Genomic DNA, 19,059 nt, shown 5'->3' with positions numbered 1-19,059 from the left:
TACCCTGCCGGCATCAAGAGCAGGGGAGTTGCAATGAGCAAGAGCATATTCTGGTACGACTTCGAGGCAACCGGCATCGATCCACGGCGCGATCGACCGTTGCAGGTTGCGGGTGTCCGCACGGATGAAGAGCTGAACGAGATCGGCGAGCCGCTGTGCATCGATTGCCGCATCGCCGATGACATATTGCCCCATCCCATGGCCTGCCTGGTTACCGGCATCGACCCCGCCCGGGCATTGCGTGGGCTGCCGGAAGCGCAATTCATGCATCTGCTGCATGAGCAGATGGCGCAGCCGGGGACCTGCACCGCCGGTTACAACAACCTGCGTTATGACGATGAAATGACGCGGTTCTCCCTGTACCGCAACTATTTCGATCCTTACGCTCGGGAGTGGCAAGGTGGTAACAGCCGTTGGGACCTGCTGGATGCGCTGCGTACCGCCCACGCGCTGCGCCCCGAGGGTATCAATTGGCCGCAGCAGGACGGCTTCACCAGCCTGCGGCTGGAACTGCTGACCGCAGCGAATGGCATCGACCATGGCCAGGCGCATGACGCGCTGGCGGATGTGCGGGCAACCATCGCCATGGCCCGGCTGCTGAAGCAGGCGCAGCCACGGCTGTATGCCTACCTCTATGCGCTGCGCAGCAAGCACCGGGTCGGTGACTTGATTGATCTGCAGCAGCTGCGACCGCTGGTTCATGTTTCTGGCCGCTTTGGCCGGGAGCGCAGTGGTCTGGGGTTGGTCATGCCGCTGGGCTGGCATCCACGCAACCGCAATGCCTTGATTGTCTGGGACCTGGCAATGGAACCGCAGCTGCTGCAGGAGTTGTCCGCCGATGAACTGTGCCGGCGACTCTATACGCGGACTGACGAGTTGGCTGCCGGCGAACAGCGGCCCGGCCTCAAGCTGGTACATGTCAATAAGTGCCCGGTACTGGCCGATGCCAAGGTGCTTCGCGCGCAGGACGTCGAACGGCTGCAACTGGATATGGATACGCAGTGGGAGCGCGCCCGGTGGCTGGCACAATGGCGGGTGGCAGGGCAGCAGAAGCTGGCGGCGATCTATGCCGAGCGACCACAGTCGGGCAAGCCGGGAGAGACTGAAAACGATCCCGAGACGCAGCTATACGATGGTTTTACAGCGGACGATGATCGCCGGTTACTTGCGGCTATACGCGAAGCCGATGCCGCCGCACTGACTGCGGCCCAGTGGCCACTGAAAGATCAGCGTCTGGTGGATATGCTCAAACGCTATCGCGCGCGTAACTTCCCCGACTCACTGAGCGTGACTGAAACCGGAGAATGGTTGAATTTCTGTCAGCAGAAACTCAGTGGCCAGCTCGCGGGCGCACCCCTGACGTTCGAGGAGTTCATGCGGGATCTGGAGTTGGCATTGGCGCAAACGGATGATGCGGGGCGGGAGCTGCTCGGGCAATGGCGTCAACATGCCCTGACACTGGCTGAAAAACTCAAGGCTGGTTGAAATCACTCATTGAAAAGCCCCGGCACTGGAATAATGCCTGGGCTTTCTTTATCTGACACTACCTTCCGGGGGAATTAGCCCAGAATAGTAGCCCAGCTTTCCACTTTCTCTGCGCCGTACTGCTCTTTCCAGGCTTTCAGAGTTTTATGATTGCCGCCCTTGGTTTCAATGGTTTCACCCGTGTTCGGGTTCTTGTATTGCTTAACCTTGCGTGCGCGCTTGGCAACTGCCGGAGCCTTTGCCGTTTTGCTGGCTGCTGGCTTGCTCTGCGGGTTGAGAAGAGCAACAACATCTGCTGATTCCTTGCCGTACTGCTTCATCAGATCCTGCAGCTTTTTCTCGAACTCAAGTTCTTTCTTGAGTTTTTCATCGTTGGACAGCGAGTTCAGACGTGCGGTCAGGTCGCGAATGGTATCTTCAATCTGGCGGTATTCGTGAAGCATGGACATTTAGTGTCTCCCGGTGAATATTGAAAGTGAAGTAATGATAGTTTATCGCTGGCGGGATGCACAAGAAGTTGCAGGTATTAAAGACGGGTTAACGGCAACTTTTTGTTAATGGATCAAGCAAATTATTATGTATCGAGAGGAACTCATTGAATCTGATTGCGAACATGCAGAGATAAAGCGCGGTGTCGGCTGAAATTTCCGCATGTCAGGAGTAGAATGTCTCGCTTTTGGGGCCCTGCCTCGGGGTCTGCTTTCACGCCATCCTCGCCTTGTCGAGACAGTCGGAGCGACAACGCGGCGCGGAGCGCAGTGAAACAGAGCTTTATGATATCTGGAGTTGATTAGATGCGTACCTTTCGACTGGTAATCGCCTGCCCCGACCGGGTAGGGATTGTGGCCAAGGTCAGCAACCTGCTGGCGACTTATAACGGCTGGATTACCGAAGCCAATCACCATTCGGACAACCTGTCCGGCTGGTTCTTCATGCGCCATGAGATTCGCGCCGACTCATTGCCTTTCGATGTCGATGGCCTGCGTACTGTGTTCGCACCCATTGCTGCGGAATATCAGATGGAATGGCAGGTGAGTGATTCGGCTGAGCGCAAGAAAGTGGTGTTGATGGCCAGCCGCGAGTCCCATTGTCTGGCGGATCTGTTGCACCGCTTCCACAGTGGTGAGCTGGATTGTGAAATAACCAGTGTGATTTCCAATCATGACGATCTGCGCAGCATGGTCGAATGGCATGATATTCCCTTTCATCATGTTCCAGTCGATCCGAAGGACAAGAAGCCGGCATTTGATGAAGTTACCCGGTTGGTGAATGAGCAACAGGCCGACTGTATTGTATTGGCGCGTTATATGCAGATTCTTCCGGCTGAGCTCTGTGAGCAATACGCCCGGCGGGTAATCAATATCCACCACAGTTTCTTGCCTTCCTTTGTCGGCGCACGACCTTATCACCAGGCAGCGCAGCGGGGGGTGAAACTCATCGGTGCAACTTGCCACTATGTAACCGAAGAGTTGGATGCCGGTCCGATCATCGAGCAGGACGTCGTACGTATCAGTCATCGGCACAATGCGGAAGATATGGTTCGGCTCGGTAAAGACGTGGAAAAAATGGTACTTTCCCGCGGTTTGCGCTATCACTTGGAAGACCGAGTACTGGTTCACGATAACAAGACCGTGGTGTTTGGCTGATATTGATATGCCATGCACCGCGCCTCGCGGGAGTACATGGCATGCTCAAGTCAATGAAGGTACGTGACTATATGAACACCGAACCGGTGACTTTTTCACCGGATACCGATCTGTTCAAAGCCGTCGATATGTTGCTGACCTACCGGATATCCGGAGCATCTGTAGTGGATGCCCAGGGGTATCTGGTAGGAGTGCTGTCGGAAAGCGACTGTCTGCGGGCGATCCTCGGCGGCAGCTATTTCGAGGAGGCGGGCGGTACTGTCGGTTCGTTCATGAGTGAGGTGGTCGAGACCATTGATGCCGATGCGAATATCCTCAAGGCGGCGGAACACTTTATCGAGCGGAACCGGCGGCGCCTGCCGGTCATGGAACATGGTCGCTTGGTGGGACAGATCAGTCGGCGGGATTTGTTGCTGGCGTTGAAATCATTCAACGACCATGGAGTACCGAAAAAGAACTGATAAACGGGATTTTACCTTTCACATAAAAGCCGCACCTTGTAAGGGAGCGGCTTTTATCACTGCCAGTTATCTGTTGATCGCTACCTCAGGCGCTTTCAGCGACAGCCTCCGGGGCCGAGGTACGGATCAGGTGGTCAAAGGCAGCCAGTGACGCGGTGGCGCCTGCGCCCATGGAGATGACGATCTGCTTGAATGGCACGGTTGTCACGTCGCCAGCGGCAAACACGCCGGGAAGCGAAGTGGCGCCGCGTGCATCGATCTCGATCTCGCCGAAGCGGGTCAGGTTGATACCGCTGTCCTTCAGCCAGTCGGTGTTGGGCACCAAGCCGATCTGTACGAAGATACCAGCCACATCAACATCGGCGCTCTCGCCGGATACCCGGTCGGTGTAGGTCAGGCCGACGACCTTGTTACCGTCCCCACGAACTTCAGTGGTAGCGGCGTTCTTGATGATCTTCACGTTCGGCAGCGAGCGGGCCTTGCGTTGCAGAACTTCGTCGGCACGCAGGGTGTCGCTGAATTCCAGTACGGTCACATGCTCGACGATGCCGGCCAGGTCGATAGCGGCTTCGATACCGGAGTTGCCCCCGCCGATCACCGCAACACGCTTGCCCTTGAACAGCGGACCGTCACAGTGCGGGCAGTAGGCGACGCCCTTGCCGCGGTATTCCTGTTCGCCGGGAACGTTCATTTCTCTCCAGCGGGCGCCGGTGGCCAGGATGACCGAGCGGCTGGACAGGGTGGCACCGCTTTCCAGGGTGATCTCGATCATGTCGTCTGTGGTCAGCTTGGCAGCAGTCTGCTCGGTGATCACGTCGATATCGTATTCCTTGACGTGCTGCTCCAGGCTGGCAACCAGCTTCGGGCCTTCGGTGTAGGGCACGGAAATGAAGTTCTCGATACCCACGGTGTCCATCACCTGGCCACCGAAACGCTCGGCTACCAGACCGGTGCGGATGCCTTTGCGGGCAGCATAGATAGCTGCTGCTGCACCAGCCGGGCCACCACCCACGATCAGTACTTCGTAGGGCTCTTTCTCGTTCAGTTCAGCGGCCTTGCGCTTGGCGGCGCCGCTGTCGACCTTGTTGACGATCTCGGCCAGCGTCATCCGGCCCTGGCCGAAGTGTTCGCCATTCAGGAAGACGGTGGGTACGGCCATGATCTGGCGGCTCTCGACCTCGTCCTGGAACAGCGCACCGTCGATCATCACATGGCTGATGTTCGGGTTCAGGGTAGCCATCAGGTTCAGCGCTTGAACCACATCCGGGCAGTTCTGGCAGGACAGGGAGATATAGGTCTCGAAGTGATATTCGCCTTCGAGGTTGCGGATCTGGTCGAGCAGTGCCGGGTCAGCCTTGGAGGGGTGACCGCCGGCCTGCAGCAGGGCCAGAACCAGGGAAGTGAACTCGTGGCCCATCGGGATGCCGGCAAAACGTACGCGCGGGCTCTGGCCGGCTTCCGCCACGCCCATGCTCGGGGTACGTTTGTTGTCCACGGCAACCAGCCCGATCTTGCTGGACACTTCAGCAATCTCGACCGCGAGTTCATGCAATTCTTTGCCCTTGGGGCTGTCATCTACGGACACGCTGATTTCAATCGGCTTGGCGATGTTCTGCAGGTACGTGTCCAGTTGCTTCTTCAGATTGGCGTCCAACATAGGTGCGTGTCCTGTAAAAGTGGTGAATTTTGGGTAAAGAAAACCCGGCCCACCAACCGCGCGCAGTGCGCCGCGGTGGGCCGGGTTGTCAGTCAGCTATTAGATCTTGCCAACCAGGTCCAGCGAGGGAGCCAGAGTGGCATCGCCTTCTTCCCACTTGGCCGGGCAGACTTCGCCGGGGTGGGCGGCAACGTACTGGGCAGCCTTGACCTTGCGCAGCAGGTCGGCAGCGTTACGGCCGATACCTTCAGCAGTGATTTCAACAGCCTGGATGATGCCTTCCGGGTCGATAATGAAAGTACCGCGGTCGGCCAGACCCATGTCTTCACGCATGTTTTCGAAGTTGCGAGTCACTACGCCAGTCGGGTCGCCGATCATGGTGTACTTGATCTTGCCGATGGTTTCGGAGCTGTCGTGCCATGCTTTGTGGGTGAAGTGGGTGTCGGTGGAGACGGAGTAGACTTCCACGCCCAGCTTCTGCAGCTCTTCATAATGGTCGGCAACGTCACCCAGCTCAGTCGGGCAAACGAAGGTGAAGTCAGCCGGATAGAAGAAGAATACAGCCCACTTGCCTTTCACGTCAGTGTCGGAAACGGTGATGAATTCGCCGTTCTTGAACGCCTGAGCGGTAAACGGCTTGATTTCGGTATTGATAACGGACATTGAAGACTCCTTGTTGAGCTTTTGTCGATGGGTTGGAAACGATGTCTATAGTAGGGCTGTTCGACGGATACTTAAAATAAATTCAATCTAAGCACCGGATAGCTTTTCTCTATGTGGGGATAGGGTGACGCTATTTCAACGTAGATCAATTAAATTGATCTAGATCAATTAATAGAATTCACCGCATGAATCATGGTGATTCAGCCCCTGATACAAGATAGCCAGAATTTCATCCAACTCCTAGCCTTGAGAGTAAGCCCCTCGCATGTCGGTTCAATGAATGCGGGATTCACTTCACGAGGAGATAACGGGATGGATTTTGCCTACAGCGCTGAAACCGAAGCGCTTCGCCAACAGGTTCGTGGTTTTCTGGACCAGCACATTGTACCGCGTCTTGCGCAGTGGCACAGGGATGTTGCTGCCGGACAGTTTCCGGTGTCCTTCATGGCGGATCTGAAGGCCCTGGCCAGGGAAGAGGGCCTGTGGAATCTGTTTCTCCCGTCGCTGCACGCTGACGAGCCCGGCAGGGGCCTGAGCAATCTCGAATACGCACCTCTGGCGGAAATCATGGGCCGGGTCAGTTGGGCCTCGGAGGTGTTCAACTGCAATGCTCCGGATACCGGCAACATGGAGCTGTTGCATATGTTTGCCACGCCCGAGCAGAACGAGCGCTGGTTGCAGCCGCTGCTCAATGGCGAAATCCGCTCGGCCTTTGCCATGACCGAGCCGGATGTGGCCTCGTCCGACGCCAGCAATATCCAGACGCTGATTCGCCGCGAGGGCGACGAATATGTGATCAACGGCCGCAAGTGGTTCATTACCAATGCCTCGCATCCTGACTGTGCCTTCCTCATTGTCATGGGCAAGACTGACCCGGAGGGCGAGCCGCGACGCCAACAGAGCATGGTCATCGTGCCGTTCGATACCCCCGGTGTGGAGCTGGTGCGCAACATCCCGGTCATGCATCACCTCGCGCCGGAGGGGCACAGTGAGTTGGTGTTCCGTAATGTGCGGGTGCCGGTGACAAACCTGCTGGGCGGCGAGGGTGACGGTTTCATGATGGCCCAGGCACGCCTCGGGCCGGGCCGGGTGCATCACTGCATGCGTGCCATCGGCATGGCCGAACTCGCATTGGAGTTAATGGTGGACCGTGCCCAGGAGCGCAAGACTTTCGGCCGTTACCTGCACCAGCATGGCAGCATTTCCGAATGGATCGCCCGCTCGCGGATGGAAATCGAACAGGCGCGGCTCCTGGTATTGAAGACTGCCTGGATGATCGACAATGTCGGCGCCCGGGGCGCACGCAAGGAAATCGCCATGATCAAGGCGGTGGTGCCCGGCATGCTGAACCAGGTGGTGGACCGTGCCATGCAGGTTTTCGGCGCCATGGGGCTGACGCCGGACACGCCGCTGGCCGATCTGTGGATCAGCTCGCGCTGCCTGCGCATTGCCGATGGCCCTGATGAGGTGCATTTGCGCAGCATCGCCCGCCTGGAAATCGACGACGGGCAGGACCGTCGGGGTAGCAGCAGTGATTATCTGACGCCGGCGGATGTGCTGCGGGCCAGATAAGCCGTCGCATCGAGCTCCTGGGAACGTCAAGCACCAGCTTGATGAGCGGAGTTAGCCGTCACCCAAAGTACTCCGGTTGGCCTCGCATGGACGAGCTGGTGCTCGTCCCTCCCAGAGAGCCGTTGCCTTGACCTTGATCAAAGACCTTTAACGCCATCCGGCGCACAGTCTCGGGCTGACTTTGATCACAGGGAGTTCCCATGCAACTGGTCTGTCCCGCAGGCAGCCTGCCCGCCCTCAAAGCGGCGGTGCGACAGGGTGCCGATGCTGTCTATACCGGGTTTCGCGATGATACCAACGCCCGCCACTTCGCCGGTCTCAACTTCACCGACAAGCAACTGCAACAGGGGCTTGAACTGGTTCGCAAGGAAGGCCGGCAGCTCTACATCGCAGTCAATACCTATGCGCTGCCGGATGGCTGGCGGCGTTGGCAACGGGCGGTGGACCAGGCCGCAGATCTGGGCGTCGATGCGCTGATCGTCGGCGATCCCGGCGTCATGGCCTATGCCAGCAAGCATTACCCCAAGCTGAACTTGCATCTGTCGGTGCAGGGTTCGGCTACCAATGCCGGAGCGCTGAGCTTTTATCACGAGCAGTACGGGATTCGCCGTACGGTTCTGCCGCGGGTGCTTTCACTGAATCAGGTGAAGCAGGTAGCGGCCTCCAGCCCGGTGCCGGTGGAAGTCTTCGCCTTCGGCAGTTTGTGCATCATGGCCGAGGGGCGCTGTCATCTGTCGTCCTATGTCACTGGCGAGTCGCCGAACCTGTGCGGGGTCTGCTCACCTGCCAGTGCGGTGCGCTGGCAGGAGGAGCCCGACGGGCTCACATCTCGGCTCAGCGGAGTACTGATCGACCGTTATCAGCCGGAGGACGCTGCCGGTTACCCGACGCTGTGCAAGGGCCGCTTCATGGTTCATGGCAAGCGTTTCCATGCGCTGGAAGAGCCGACCAGCCTGAACACCATGGATCTGATTCCCGAGTTGGCCGCCATCGGCGTCACGGCGGTCAAGATCGAAGGTCGCCAGCGCAGCCCTGCCTATGTGGAGCAGGTGGCCGGCGTCTGGCGCAAGGCACTGGACAGCTATCAGGCCAACCCGCAGCGTTTTGCCGTGGAAGCCAGCTGGCGCCGGGTACTCGATGGCGTATCCGAAGGTAGCCAGACCACCCTGGGCGCCTATCACCGCGCCTGGCAGTAGGAGTGAACAACATGAAACTGACCCTGGGACCGATCCTGTTCTACTGGACGCGCCAGCAGATCATGGATTTCTACGCCGATATGAGCGAGCAACCGCTGGATGTGATCTATCTGGGCGAAACCGTCTGTTCCAAGCGCCGGGCCTTGTCGCTGGATGACTGGATCGGTCTGGCCCGCGATGTGCGCGAGGCCAGTGGCGCCGAGGTGGTGCTGTCGGGACTGGCACTGATCGAGGCGGCGTCCGAACTGTCGAGCCTGCGCCGGTTGTGCGACAACGGCGAGATCAAGGTCGAGGCCAACGATATGGCCGCGGTGCATTATCTGAGCCGCAAGGGCGCCGAGTTCGTCGGCGGTCCGTCGCTGAACGTATATAACGCCTTCGCCCTGGAAGAACTGACCCGTAACGGCCTGACCCGCTGGGTGCCGCCGGTGGAGTGTTCCGCGGACCTGCTGGCGGCCCTGATGCAGCAGGCGCAGCAGAATCAACTGGCGTTGCCGGAAATCGAAGTGTTCGCCTGGGGGCATCTGCCGCTGGCCTATTCCGCGCGCTGCTTCACTGCCCGGGCCGAGAATCTGCCCAAGGATGATTGCGGTTTCATCTGCCAGAACTACCCCGAAGGCGTGCCGCTGACCAGTCAGGAAGGGCAGCTGGTATTTACCCTCAATGGTATCCAGACCATGTCCGCGACCCCGACCAATCTGCTGGCCGAGTACCCGCGCATGCAGCGCATGGGCATTGAGGCCTTGCGTCTGAGCCCCCGCGCCCAGGACATGGCGCAGGTGGTGGAGATGTTCGATGCGGTGCGCCAGGGTGTTCAACCACCCTTGGCATTGGATGGTTGCAATGGTTACTGGCATGGCCAGGCAGGTATGTTACGGGTTGAGGAGGTGGGGTTATGTTGAACGCTGCACAATTGTTGTTGCGCGCCGGTGAGCCAGTGTTGCCCTTGAGTCGGCATGTGCCGTTCTTCATGCAGCGACTGGTGATCGAGAAAGCCATGGCGCGGCTGTTCTCCCAGCCGCTGGCGGTGGGGGAGTTCGATGTGCTGCAGGGCCGCTGGATGCGTATCGAGGTCACTGATCTGGGGTTGGCCTGGAGCCTGACACGGGCCGGGAAGGGGTTGCGCCTGGCACAACACTCACCGGTGGATGTGTGCATCCGCGGCAACTGGAAGGAGTTTCTGCTGCTGGCCAGCCGGCAGGAAGATCCGGATACCCTGTTCTTCCGCCGCCGGTTGATCATCGAGGGCGATACCGACCTGGGGCTGGCGATCAAGAACCTGGTCGACAGCCTGGACTCGGACCTGATGCCGCCCCGGTTGTGGCAGTTGATTGGCTGGTTGGGGGCAGCAGCGAAGGCGGAGCAGGACGGCCTCCATACCTCTGTCAGTCGGGCCTAGAAGCCCGGCGTTGCGAAGGTGGCTCATCGCTCGGCGCAATATATGCCCGAGCTGCTTGTCGAAATGCAGCGCCCTGATCCACCAGGCGCTACGCCTTCGAGATCACCGCCTCCCCACCCTTGTCGTCGAGCAGGTGCTCGCCAACCCGAAAGGCCGTTGCGCGGGCTCAGATATTGAATAGCGCCGCAGCACCCAGCACCAACACCAACCAACCACTGACCGTCCAGCGGAGCCACTGCGGCGCAGTGCGCAAGTCCATGAACTGATCGATCAGCCACTGGCCCTTGACCAAGGTCAGTGCCAGCACGCAGACGACCACCCAGGTGCCATCGAAGCTGTGACCGAGCCACCAGCCGATCAGGGTGAGCAGCAACAGGCCGGCGAGGGCGAATTTCAGCAGGTGTTTCATGACGTACCTCATCAGGGCAGGACGTACAGCAGGGGAAACAGCACCAGCCAGACCAGGTCGACCATATGCCAGTAGCTGGCCGCCGACTCGCCGGCCATGCGCACTTTCTCCTGGTTGGCATAGTGGCCTGCGCGGCTGCGCTGGGCGACCACCAGCAGGATGGCCATGCCGATCAACACATGGGCCATATGAAAGAAGGTGGTGAAGAAATAGAAGAAGTAGAAGGTATCGGTGCGCAGGTTGTAGCCGTCGCCGAACAGGATGCCGTATTCGGTGATCTTGATAGCCACATAGGCCAGCCCGCAGAGCGCCGCCAACACGAACCCCCGACTCAGCGCGCGCTGGTCGCCAGCTGCGGTGCGCTTGACCGCGTTGGCGGCGAAGTAGCTGCCGGTCAACAGGATCAGCGTATTCACCAGCCCGGCCTCCGGGTGCAGGGTGGCGATGCCGGCGCTGAACATCTCGCTCCAGTGGCCACGGGCGAAGGCCATGCTGCCCAGTAACAACAGGAATGCCAGCAGCTCGGCGAGAATGAAGCACCACATTGCCAGGTCCCCCGGCAGGTGGCGGGTTTGTACCTGCTTGTCGGCTTCAATGACAGTGGATTCGGCACTGGACATCAGTTGGCCCTCCCGGTCAGCAAGAGATAGAGTTTCGGCAGCAGGCTCGGCAGTTCCGCAGCCTGGTGAATCAACTGGTAGCGCTGCTGGCCGAACAGGTAGGGCAGGTAGTCGGCGGCCTGCTGGTCGATGGTCACGCAGAAGGGCTGGATGCCGGCCTGCCGTGCTTCCAGCAAGGCCTGCCGGGTATCTTCCATGCCGTAGCGCCCCTCATATACATCCAGATCATTGGGTTTGCCATCGGTCAGCAGCAACAACAACCGCTGCTCGGCAGGCTTGTCCTTGAGGATGTCGGTGGCCTGGCGGATAGCCGCCCCCATACGGGTGTAATAGCCCGGTTTCAGCGCCTTGATGCGGCCATGAATGGCCTCGCTCCAGGGCTCGGCAAAGTTCTTGATCAGGTTGAAGCGCACGTGATCGCGGCGGCGGGATGAGAAGCCGTACATGGCAAAATCATCCTGGCCGGCGTCCAGCGCCTCACCCAGCAGATGCAGGCTGTCGCGAATCACTTCGATCACCTGATGGGTATTGTCTGCCCAGGCTTCGGTGGACAGCGAAAGGTCGGCCAGCACCAGGCAGGACAGGTCGCGATGACGGGCGGTTTCCCGACGCCACAGCGCCGGGTGTGAACTGGCCCGGCCACGGCGCACTTGCGCTGCGTGATGCAGACAGGCGTCCAGGTCGAGCAGGGCGCCGCTGGGCTGGCGCTTTTCCCAGACGCGCTGGGGCCGCAGCCCTTCGAAGCGTTGCCGCAGGCTGTTGGCCAGCGCGCCCAGGCGTTCCGGCATGGGCGCGGGCTCGGCGTTACGGGGCAACATGGGAATCACCCGGCAATGATTGTCCTTGAGCTGCTGCTGCTTCCAGTCCCATTCGGGAAACAGACAGCCGTCGGTCAGCGGAATGTCATCTTCCGAGGCGGACGGGAGGTCCATGTCGAGCTTGATGCGCGAGGCGCTGGTGCTGGGGTTGCGCGACAGGGTCAGATAATCCAGGTCCTCGGCAATGCGCTCGGCATCGTCATCATCCTGGTCATCCTCGCAGCGATCGACGGGCACGAACTCGGACCAGGAAAACAGACTTTCCAGACGGAAGATCATCAAGCCATTGCGCTTGTTCGGATCGTCGATATAACGGCCCTGCTTGCGCTGTTTGCTCTGACGGACCTTGCCGTTGCCGTTGGATTCGCCGTCCTTGCCGTCATCGTTTGCGGCGGACGGAATCGATCGGACTTCTTCGGCGCGTGGATAAAGCCACAAGGGTACCGGCCAGGGTTCGCCCGGGGCGGCGGGCAGCCGGGACAGATTGTCCGGCGTCAGCAATGCTGCCTGCAGCACGGCTTCCCGCGCAGCCTGGATGGCGGGTAGCTTGCGCTGGGCACGGCGGATATCGACCAGGCATTCGGCGAGGCGCTGGTACAGACCGGTCAGTCCGGGGTAGGCAGCCAGCGTCTTGAGAACCAGCTGCTGGTTGGCCTGCAGCCAGTCGTCGCTGGTATCGCTTTCGGCCAGACTGGCCATGGCGGTCAGCCACAGATAGAGGTCGCGGTTCATGCGCTTGTCGGGGAATACCGCCAGGCTTTCCGGTACGCGCAAGGCGTCGGCTTCACGCCAGGCCAGCGCATGGCGGCGGCCGGTACCGGCCAATCGATGGGCCAGGGGGCGCCAGGTATTGATACTGCGTTCGGTGCTGGCCTTGATGGTCAGCCCCGGGTCGCCACTGAGAGCGCGAAAGACCATGGCCAGGCGCGGACCCTCGTCATCGAGGTGGATCTGCGCGGCGGGAAAGCCATTGCCGGCCAATCGGGTGATCAGCTTGTGCCAGCGGATACCTACGGCTTCTTCCATTGCATTTCTCCCTGTGGTCGAAGTCGATCCCGGCCGTGGCCGGTATCGAAGAATGGGGCGCTGCGGTGAGCAGCGCGGTACTGCAGCCGGCATCGGGCGGGTGCCCGACGCCGGTATTTCAGATCAGGCGGCGCTCATCAGTGCAGGGGCATCCTCACGGGTGGAGCGGGCCACGAGGAAGCTGTACAGGTACATGCCCAGGCCGACGGCAAAGCCGAGGCCAGCGAACAGGCGTAGCCAGTACACGGTCATGATGGCGTCCTGGGTCTGCATGTAACCGAGGGCTCCAGCTGATTCGGGCAGGCGCTGCAGTTCGATCTGGATCCAGCCGGCCCAGGTCAGCAGCAGGGTGATGGCCAGCATGCTCAGACTCATTACCCAGCAAGACATGATCTCCAGACGCTGGGCCTGCGGGCTGCTGCATTCATTGCCGTGCAGTTTCGGCCAGGCGTAGGAGATGATGGCCATGGCAATCATCGCGTAGGCGCCGAAGAAAGCCAGGTGACCGTGGGCTGCCGTGAGCTGGGTACCGTGGGTGTAGTAGTTGACCGGAGCCAGAGTATGCAGGAAGCCCCATACGCCGGCGCCGAGGAACGCCATGATGGTGCAGCCGACAGCCCAGGTGACCGCGGCCTTGTTCGGATGCTCGCGACGACGCTGTTTCAGCATGCTGAAGGCGAACACCATCATCATGAAGAAGGGCAGCGGTTCGATGGCGGAGAAGATCGAGCCGATCCACAGCCAGTACGCTGGCGCACCGATGAAGAAGTAGTGGTGACCGGTCCCCAAGATGCCGGAGATCAGGGCCATGGCGATGATCAGGTACAGCCATTTTTCCACGACTTCACGGTCGACACCGGTGGTCTTGATCAGAATGAAGGCCAGGATCGCACCCAGGATCAGTTCCCAGACGCCTTCCACCCACAGGTGCACGACCCACCACCAGAAATACTTGTCCATCACCAGCGAGGTCGGGTTGTAGAAGGAGAACATCCAGAACACCGCCAGACCGATCAGCCCGGTGAGCAACACCATGTTCACTACGGTTTTGCGGCCCTTGAGCACGGTCATCAGGATATTGATGATGAAACCCACGCAGACCACCGCGATGCCGATCTTGGTAATGGTCGGTTGTTCGAGGAACTCGCGTCCCATGGTCGGGAAGTATTTGTTCCCGGTGATTTCCGCCAGGGTCGAGTAGGGCACCAGCAGATAGCCGAGAATGGTCAGCACCCCGGCCGCGGCGAAGATCCAGAACAGCGCGTAGCCGAGCTTGGGACTCCAGAGTTCAGTCTGGGTTTCCTCCGGTACCAGATAGTAGGTGGCACCCATGAAGGCGAACAGCAACCAGACGATCAGCAGGTTGGTGTGCACCATGCGGGCCACGTTGAAGGGGATTTCCGGAAACAGGAAATCGCCGATGATGTACTGCGTGCCGAGGATCAAGCCGAACACGATCTGACCGACGAACAAGAGCATGGCAAAGGCAAAATAGGGTTTTGCCACCGCCTGTGAAGCGTATTTCATGATGTGATTCCTTATGCTGTCAGAGTGTGGTCAGGGGTGTCAGCCTTCCTTGTTCGGCGGCCAGCCGTTGGTATCGATGCGCGATGACCAGATCAGGAACTCGGCCATGGCATTGAGCTCCTCATCGCTGAGATGGAACTGGGGCATCTGCCGACGGCCTTCCACACCGGTGGGCATGGCCTTCATCCAGGCACCGAAGTAGGCCTTGAACGCTGCCTCGTTATCCATGCCGCGCCGCTGGAACACGTTGCCCAGCTCCGGCGCGAAGTACGCTCCTTCGCCCATCAACGAGTGGCAACCGACGCAGTTGTTCTGCTCCCACAGCTCCTTGCCATGGGCGACTTCGGCGGTCAGTTGGTCACGGTTCTCCCGTTCCGGGATCGCCGTGACGGTATCTACCGTCAGGCCAATGAACAGCAGCATGAAAAACATGCCGCCACCGTAGTAGATGTTGCGGGCCATGCCCTTGGTAAAGCGCTCCGACATGTTGATCTCCTCGGGTTATGCGGATTGCATGCTCGCCGGTCAGGCGGTTCTTCTGGTTGGTTGTTGTCCGGTTTCGGCAAAGTGCACGCGGACGATGTCCATGATCGCCGCCTGGGCGGTGGGCTCATCGGTGAGCGGCTGTGCCATGCAGGCCTCACAGGCCTGGCGCGGGTCCATGCCGGCGGCGATCAGGCGGCCGGTATGGATCAGCAAACGGGTCGAGGGGGCTTCCTCCAGATCATGCTGGCCGAGGTGGCGCAGGGCATTGCCCAGGGCGACCAACTGATTGGCCTGGGCCGGATCGAGGCCGGACTCGTGCTGCAGGATGCGGCTTTCCGCCACCGCCTCGGGGTAATCGAAGGCCATCGCCACGAAGCGCTGTCGGGTACTGGGCTTGAGACCCTTGAGCAGGTTGCGGTAGCCGGGGTTGTAGGAGACCACCAACATGAAGCCGGGTGCGGCCTGCAGTTCTTCACCGGTGGCTTCCAGCGGCAGGATGCGCCGGTCATCTGCCAGCGGATGCAGTACTACGGTGATGTCCTTGCGCGCCTCGATGACTTCATCCAGATAGCAGATGGCGCCTTCGCGCACGGCGCGGGTGAGCGGGCCGTCCTGCCAGAAAGTGCCGTTGGCGCCGATCAGGTGGCGCCCGACCAGGTCGGCGGTAGTCAGGTCGTCATGGCAGGCAACGGTATACAGCTTGCGGCCCAGGCGGTCGGCCATATGTTGGATGAAGCGGGTCTTGCCACAGCCGGTCGGGCCTTTTATCAGCACCGGCATGCCGAAACGGTCGGCCTGCTCAAAGAGCTCAACCTCTGCACCACTGGCGTGGTAGTACAGCCCCGACTGCTGCTGCGGATGGAGGTCTAACCGGGTTGCGTCCATTGATGAGTCCTTGGATAGATGCGTTCGCTATTACTCCATCAAGGATCATGCCAGTGTCTAACATGCTGAAAATGCTGGGTTATTTTTATTTGTGGTTTTTATAACCTAGATTGAATTGGGTTTGATAAACCATTTGTGGTTTAAATTACCTGATTTTGCCTGCGATGGTATGTCGCACCCTGTTGTGTGCGTCAGCTTGACGCATAAACACTTGACAGAGGTCAAACGTTCCGTTTCACGGATCCTCCATGATGCACTCACGTCGACACTGACCAACCGCTGTACCTGATTAGCCAACTATGTTTTCCAGGAAAGGACTGCACATGAGAATGACCAAACCGTTGACCACTGCAATCAGTGTATTGGCACTGACGATAACCGCCGCTGCATTCGCCCAGGGCTCGGACCCGGAAAAGGCAGCTGCAGCCTACCAGGGCGAAGCTTCCGCCGTTGATCCGGCCCTGGCCAGAGTGGTACATACCCCTGGGGCGCCGGATCTGAGCGAAGCCGATTTCGACATGGCCAAGGAGATCTACTTCCAGCGCTGCGCCGGTTGCCATGGCGTACTGCGCAAAGGCGCCACCGGCAAGCCGCTGACCCCGGATATCACCCAGCAGCGCGGCCAGGCCTACCTTGAGGCGCTGATCTCCTACGGCTCACCCGCCGGCATGCCAAACTGGGGCACCTCCGGCGAGTTGACCCCCGAAGAGATCACCCTGATGGCCAACTACATCCAGCACGAGCCGCCGACTCCGCCGGAGTGGGGTATGGCCGCCATGCGTGACAGCTGGAAGGTGCTGGTCAAGCCGGAAGATCGCCCGACCAGGCAGCTGAACAAGCTGGACCTGCCGAACCTGTTCTCGGTGACCCTGCGTGACGACGGCAAGATTGCCCTGATCGACGGTAACAGCAAGAAAATCGTCAAGACCATCGACACCGGTTACGCGGTCCACATCTCGCGCATGTCCGCCTCGGGGCGCTACCTGCTGGTGATCGGCCGCGACGCCAAGATCGACATGATCGACCTCTGGGCCAAGGAGCCGACCAAGGTGGCGGAAATCAAGGTGGGCATCGAGGCCCGCTCGGTGGAAACCTCCAAGTTCGAGGGCTTCGAGGACAAGTACGTGATCGCCGGTGATTACTGGCCGCCGCAATTCACCATCATGGACGGTGAAACCCTGGAACCGCTGAAAATCGTCTCCACCCGTGGCATGACGGTGGACACCCAGGAATACCACCCGGAACCGCGCGTGGCAGCGATCATCGCTTCCCATGAGCATCCCGAGTTCATCGTCAACGTCAAGGAGACCGGGCAGGTCATGCTGGTCAACTACGAAGACCTGGACAACATGAGCATCACCAATATCGGCACCGCGCAGTTCCTGCATGATGGCGGTTGGGACAGCAGCCACCGCTACTTCATGACCGCAGCGAACAACTCCGACAAGGTGGTGGTGATCGACTCCAAGGACCGCAAGCTGGCAGCCATCGTGGACGTGGGCAAGATCCCGCACCCCGGCCGGGGGGCCAACTTCGTGCATCCGGAATTCGGTCCGGTGTGGGGCACCAGTCACCTGGGTGATGACACCATCTCGCTGATCGGCACCGATCCCGAGAACCACCCCGAGCAGGCCTGGAAGGTGGTGGATACGCTGAAGGGGCAGGGTGGTGGTTCGTTGTTCATCAAGACTCACCCGAAATCCACCAACCTGTACGTGGATACCACCTTCAACCCGACCGCGGCGGTTGCGCAGTCGGCTGCGGTATTCGACATCAATAACCTCGAAGCTGGCTTCAAGGTGCTGCCGATTGCCGAATGGTCGGGTATCGAAAGCGGCTCGCGCCGTGTGGTGCAGCCCGAATACAACGAGGCAGGGGATGAGGTCTGGTTCTCGGTGTGGAGCGGCCAGGATGAGGAGTCGGCTATCGTGGTGGTCGACGACAAGACCCTGGAGTTGAAGAAGGTGATCCGTGACAAGCGGTTGATCACGCCGACCGGCAAGTTCAACGTGCACAACACTCAGCACGACGTGTACTGAGCCCTATGCCCTGGCCGGGTTCCCCGGCCAGGGCATGTCATGTACGCGGCAATTTCAACTCTCCCGCCGCGTCCATAACCACAAAGCCACACAAGGCAGAAACAGGCTGAGAAACCAGCGCAGAATCATCGGTGCTGGCAACAGCCAGATCATCAGGATACTGCTGAGCATCAATCCGCTGGCCAACCATTTGGCCCGGCGGGGCACAGCGCGGTGATCCCGCCAATTGCGAATCAGCGGTCCGTACTTCTCATGCTTGAGCAAACGTGCTTCCAGCTCCGGCCAGCCCCGCGAGCCGGCCCAGGCCGCCACCAGCAGAAAGGGCGTGGTCGGCAAACCCGGCAGCAACACCCCCAGAGCACCGAGTCCCAGCGCCAGCGAAGCGACACTGCGCCATAGCAATTTCATCAGCATCTAGTTGTTGTCGGTTGCGATTAAACCTGCCTTGTACTCGATATGCTGCTGGCCGCCGGCAAACTCATTCAGCAGATTGGTAATGCTGGGGATGCTGATATGCCGGGCGCGGCTGTCAATCAGCCCCCGCTCGCGCAGATTGGCGATGGCACGGGAAAAGGTCTCTGGCTTGATCGACAATCGCGCGGCGATCAGGCTCTTGGGCAGCACCAGCTCGATCTCGGCACTGTCCTTGGCGCGATCGCGGACCTGGCTGACCAGATACAACGCCAGCCGCTGGGTGGCGTTCTGCAAGGTCAGGTTTTCCAGCTCATCCAGACGCTGATGCAGGCGCACGCTCATGTGGCCGAGCAGGTGCAGGCAGGTGTGCGGGTTCTGTTCCAGATGCCGGAGCATCAGGCGATTGGAGAAGCCGATCAGCTTCACCGGCTCCAGTGCCTCGGCGCACACCGGGAATACCGATTTCTGCATGAACATCACCGCCTCGGCAAAGGTGTTGCCGGGGGTAATGATCTCGACCACCTTCTCCTTGCCGTCGGCGGAAATGCGGAACAGTTTCACCTTGCCGGAGTGCACCAGATAGAAGCGCTCGGCGGGATCACCCTGGCGCTGGATCAACGCTTGCGGGGCGTGGTCGCGTACCTGGGCGTCGGCCAACAGCTCTTCCTGAGCCTGGGGGTTGAAATGAGAAAACAGCGAATGATTCAGAATCATCTGCCGTTGTTCCTGAGTCAGAGCCATATCTGCCGCCTTTGA

19 protein-coding genes are annotated in these 19,059 nt (G+C 59.9%); 8 read left to right on the top strand and 11 right to left on the bottom strand.

The genetic code is table 11. The features are described from left to right. Window positions 1-33: 33 nt before the first annotated feature. Window positions 34-1,485, top strand: coding sequence for an exodeoxyribonuclease I (gene sbcB, locus BM267_RS02015; RefSeq protein WP_074778158.1), 1,452 nt, complete (start codon window positions 34-36; stop codon window positions 1,483-1,485). Window positions 1,486-1,559: 74 nt separating this feature from the next. On the opposite strand, the gene mvaT is transcribed toward sbcB, so the two are convergent. Continuing rightward, window positions 1,560-1,934, bottom strand: coding sequence for a histone-like nucleoid-structuring protein MvaT (gene mvaT / locus BM267_RS02010; RefSeq protein ID WP_036988870.1), 375 nt, complete (start codon window positions 1,932-1,934; stop codon window positions 1,560-1,562). Between the two features lie 345 nt (window positions 1,935-2,279). On the opposite strand from mvaT, the gene purU reads away from it, so the two are divergent. Both purU and BM267_RS02000 read left to right on the top strand, forming a co-directional pair. Further along, window positions 2,280-3,131: a formyltetrahydrofolate deformylase gene (gene purU, locus BM267_RS02005; RefSeq protein WP_074778160.1), complete on the top strand. Its 852-nt coding sequence runs from the start codon at window positions 2,280-2,282 to the stop codon at window positions 3,129-3,131. A gap of 41 nt (window positions 3,132-3,172) precedes the next feature. Continuing rightward, complete coding sequence (locus BM267_RS02000) at window positions 3,173-3,592, top strand: CBS domain-containing protein (protein WP_036988872.1); 420 nt, start codon at window positions 3,173-3,175, stop codon at window positions 3,590-3,592. Window positions 3,593-3,677: 85 nt separating this feature from the next. Here BM267_RS02000 and ahpF read toward each other — a convergent pair whose 3' ends face one another. Beyond that, window positions 3,678-5,249 (bottom strand): alkyl hydroperoxide reductase subunit F, encoded by a 1,572-nt coding sequence (gene ahpF, locus BM267_RS01995; protein WP_074778162.1) that lies wholly within the window; start codon window positions 5,247-5,249, stop codon window positions 3,678-3,680. 99 nt (window positions 5,250-5,348) lie between these two features. Continuing rightward, window positions 5,349-5,912: an alkyl hydroperoxide reductase subunit C gene (gene ahpC / locus BM267_RS01990; RefSeq protein WP_036988874.1), complete on the bottom strand. Its 564-nt coding sequence runs from the start codon at window positions 5,910-5,912 to the stop codon at window positions 5,349-5,351. Between the two features lie 312 nt (window positions 5,913-6,224). On the opposite strand from ahpC, the gene BM267_RS01985 reads away from it, so the two are divergent. The 4 genes from BM267_RS01985 (at window position 6,225) to ubiT (ending at window position 10,079) form a co-directional block, all read left to right on the top strand. Next, on the top strand, window positions 6,225-7,484 hold the full coding sequence (locus tag BM267_RS01985) for an acyl-CoA dehydrogenase family protein (protein ID WP_074778164.1): 1,260 nt from the start codon (window positions 6,225-6,227) through the stop codon (window positions 7,482-7,484). Between the two features lie 200 nt (window positions 7,485-7,684). Next, entirely contained in the window at window positions 7,685-8,680 is a 996-nt protein-coding gene (gene ubiU, locus BM267_RS01980) for a ubiquinone anaerobic biosynthesis protein UbiU (protein WP_074778165.1), read from the top strand. Window positions 8,681-8,691: 11 nt separating this feature from the next. After that, window positions 8,692-9,582, top strand: a complete 891-nt coding sequence (locus BM267_RS01975; RefSeq protein WP_074778167.1) for a U32 family peptidase — start codon at window positions 8,692-8,694, stop codon at window positions 9,580-9,582. Further along, on the top strand, window positions 9,576-10,079 hold the full coding sequence (ubiT, locus tag BM267_RS01970) for a ubiquinone anaerobic biosynthesis accessory factor UbiT (RefSeq protein ID WP_074778169.1): 504 nt from the start codon (window positions 9,576-9,578) through the stop codon (window positions 10,077-10,079). The genes BM267_RS01975 and ubiT overlap by 7 nt, the downstream gene beginning before the upstream one ends. 166 nt (window positions 10,080-10,245) lie before the next feature. Here the strand turns inward: ubiT and BM267_RS01965 are convergent, their stop codons facing one another. The 6 genes from BM267_RS01965 to BM267_RS01940 form a co-directional block, all read right to left on the bottom strand. After that, the gene (locus BM267_RS01965; protein ID WP_074778170.1) at window positions 10,246-10,488 is read right to left on the bottom strand and encodes a cytochrome C oxidase subunit IV family protein; all 243 of its coding nucleotides are present in this window, start codon (window positions 10,486-10,488) and stop codon (window positions 10,246-10,248) included. Between the two features lie 11 nt (window positions 10,489-10,499). Further along, window positions 10,500-11,108, bottom strand: a complete 609-nt coding sequence (locus BM267_RS01960; RefSeq protein WP_074778173.1) for a cytochrome c oxidase subunit 3 — start codon at window positions 11,106-11,108, stop codon at window positions 10,500-10,502. Further along, window positions 11,108-12,952, bottom strand: coding sequence for a nitric oxide reductase activation protein NorD (locus tag BM267_RS01955; RefSeq protein ID WP_074778174.1), 1,845 nt, complete (start codon window positions 12,950-12,952; stop codon window positions 11,108-11,110). Before BM267_RS01955 ends, BM267_RS01960 begins: the two co-directional genes overlap by 1 nt. A gap of 123 nt (window positions 12,953-13,075) precedes the next feature. Next, window positions 13,076-14,479 (bottom strand): cbb3-type cytochrome c oxidase subunit I, encoded by a 1,404-nt coding sequence (locus BM267_RS01950; protein ID WP_036988880.1) that lies wholly within the window; start codon window positions 14,477-14,479, stop codon window positions 13,076-13,078. Window positions 14,480-14,518: 39 nt separating this feature from the next. Further along, window positions 14,519-14,965 (bottom strand): c-type cytochrome, encoded by a 447-nt coding sequence (locus tag BM267_RS01945; protein WP_036988881.1) that lies wholly within the window; start codon window positions 14,963-14,965, stop codon window positions 14,519-14,521. A gap of 39 nt (window positions 14,966-15,004) precedes the next feature. Beyond that, window positions 15,005-15,850 (bottom strand): CbbQ/NirQ/NorQ/GpvN family protein, encoded by an 846-nt coding sequence (locus tag BM267_RS01940; protein WP_051610740.1) that lies wholly within the window; start codon window positions 15,848-15,850, stop codon window positions 15,005-15,007. A gap of 323 nt (window positions 15,851-16,173) precedes the next feature. On the opposite strand from BM267_RS01940, the gene BM267_RS01935 reads away from it, so the two are divergent. Next, window positions 16,174-17,889 (top strand): nitrite reductase, encoded by a 1,716-nt coding sequence (locus tag BM267_RS01935; RefSeq protein ID WP_143063008.1) that lies wholly within the window; start codon window positions 16,174-16,176, stop codon window positions 17,887-17,889. 54 nt (window positions 17,890-17,943) lie between these two features. Here the strand turns inward: BM267_RS01935 and BM267_RS01930 are convergent, their stop codons facing one another. After that, on the bottom strand, window positions 17,944-18,297 hold the full coding sequence (locus tag BM267_RS01930; RefSeq protein ID WP_235818233.1) for a YbaN family protein: 354 nt from the start codon (window positions 18,295-18,297) through the stop codon (window positions 17,944-17,946). A 6-nt stretch (window positions 18,298-18,303) separates the two neighbouring features. After that, window positions 18,304-19,044, bottom strand: coding sequence for a Crp/Fnr family transcriptional regulator (locus BM267_RS01925; protein WP_074778178.1), 741 nt, complete (start codon window positions 19,042-19,044; stop codon window positions 18,304-18,306). Window positions 19,045-19,059: the final 15 nt, after the last annotated feature.

Origin of the sequence: Halopseudomonas bauzanensis (assembly GCF_900114735.1) — a bacterium.
GTDB classification, from domain to species: domain Bacteria; phylum Pseudomonadota; class Gammaproteobacteria; order Pseudomonadales; family Pseudomonadaceae; genus Halopseudomonas; species Halopseudomonas bauzanensis.
Note: the sequence above shows the minus strand (reverse complement) of the source record. Positions and strands in the feature narration are given on the sequence as shown.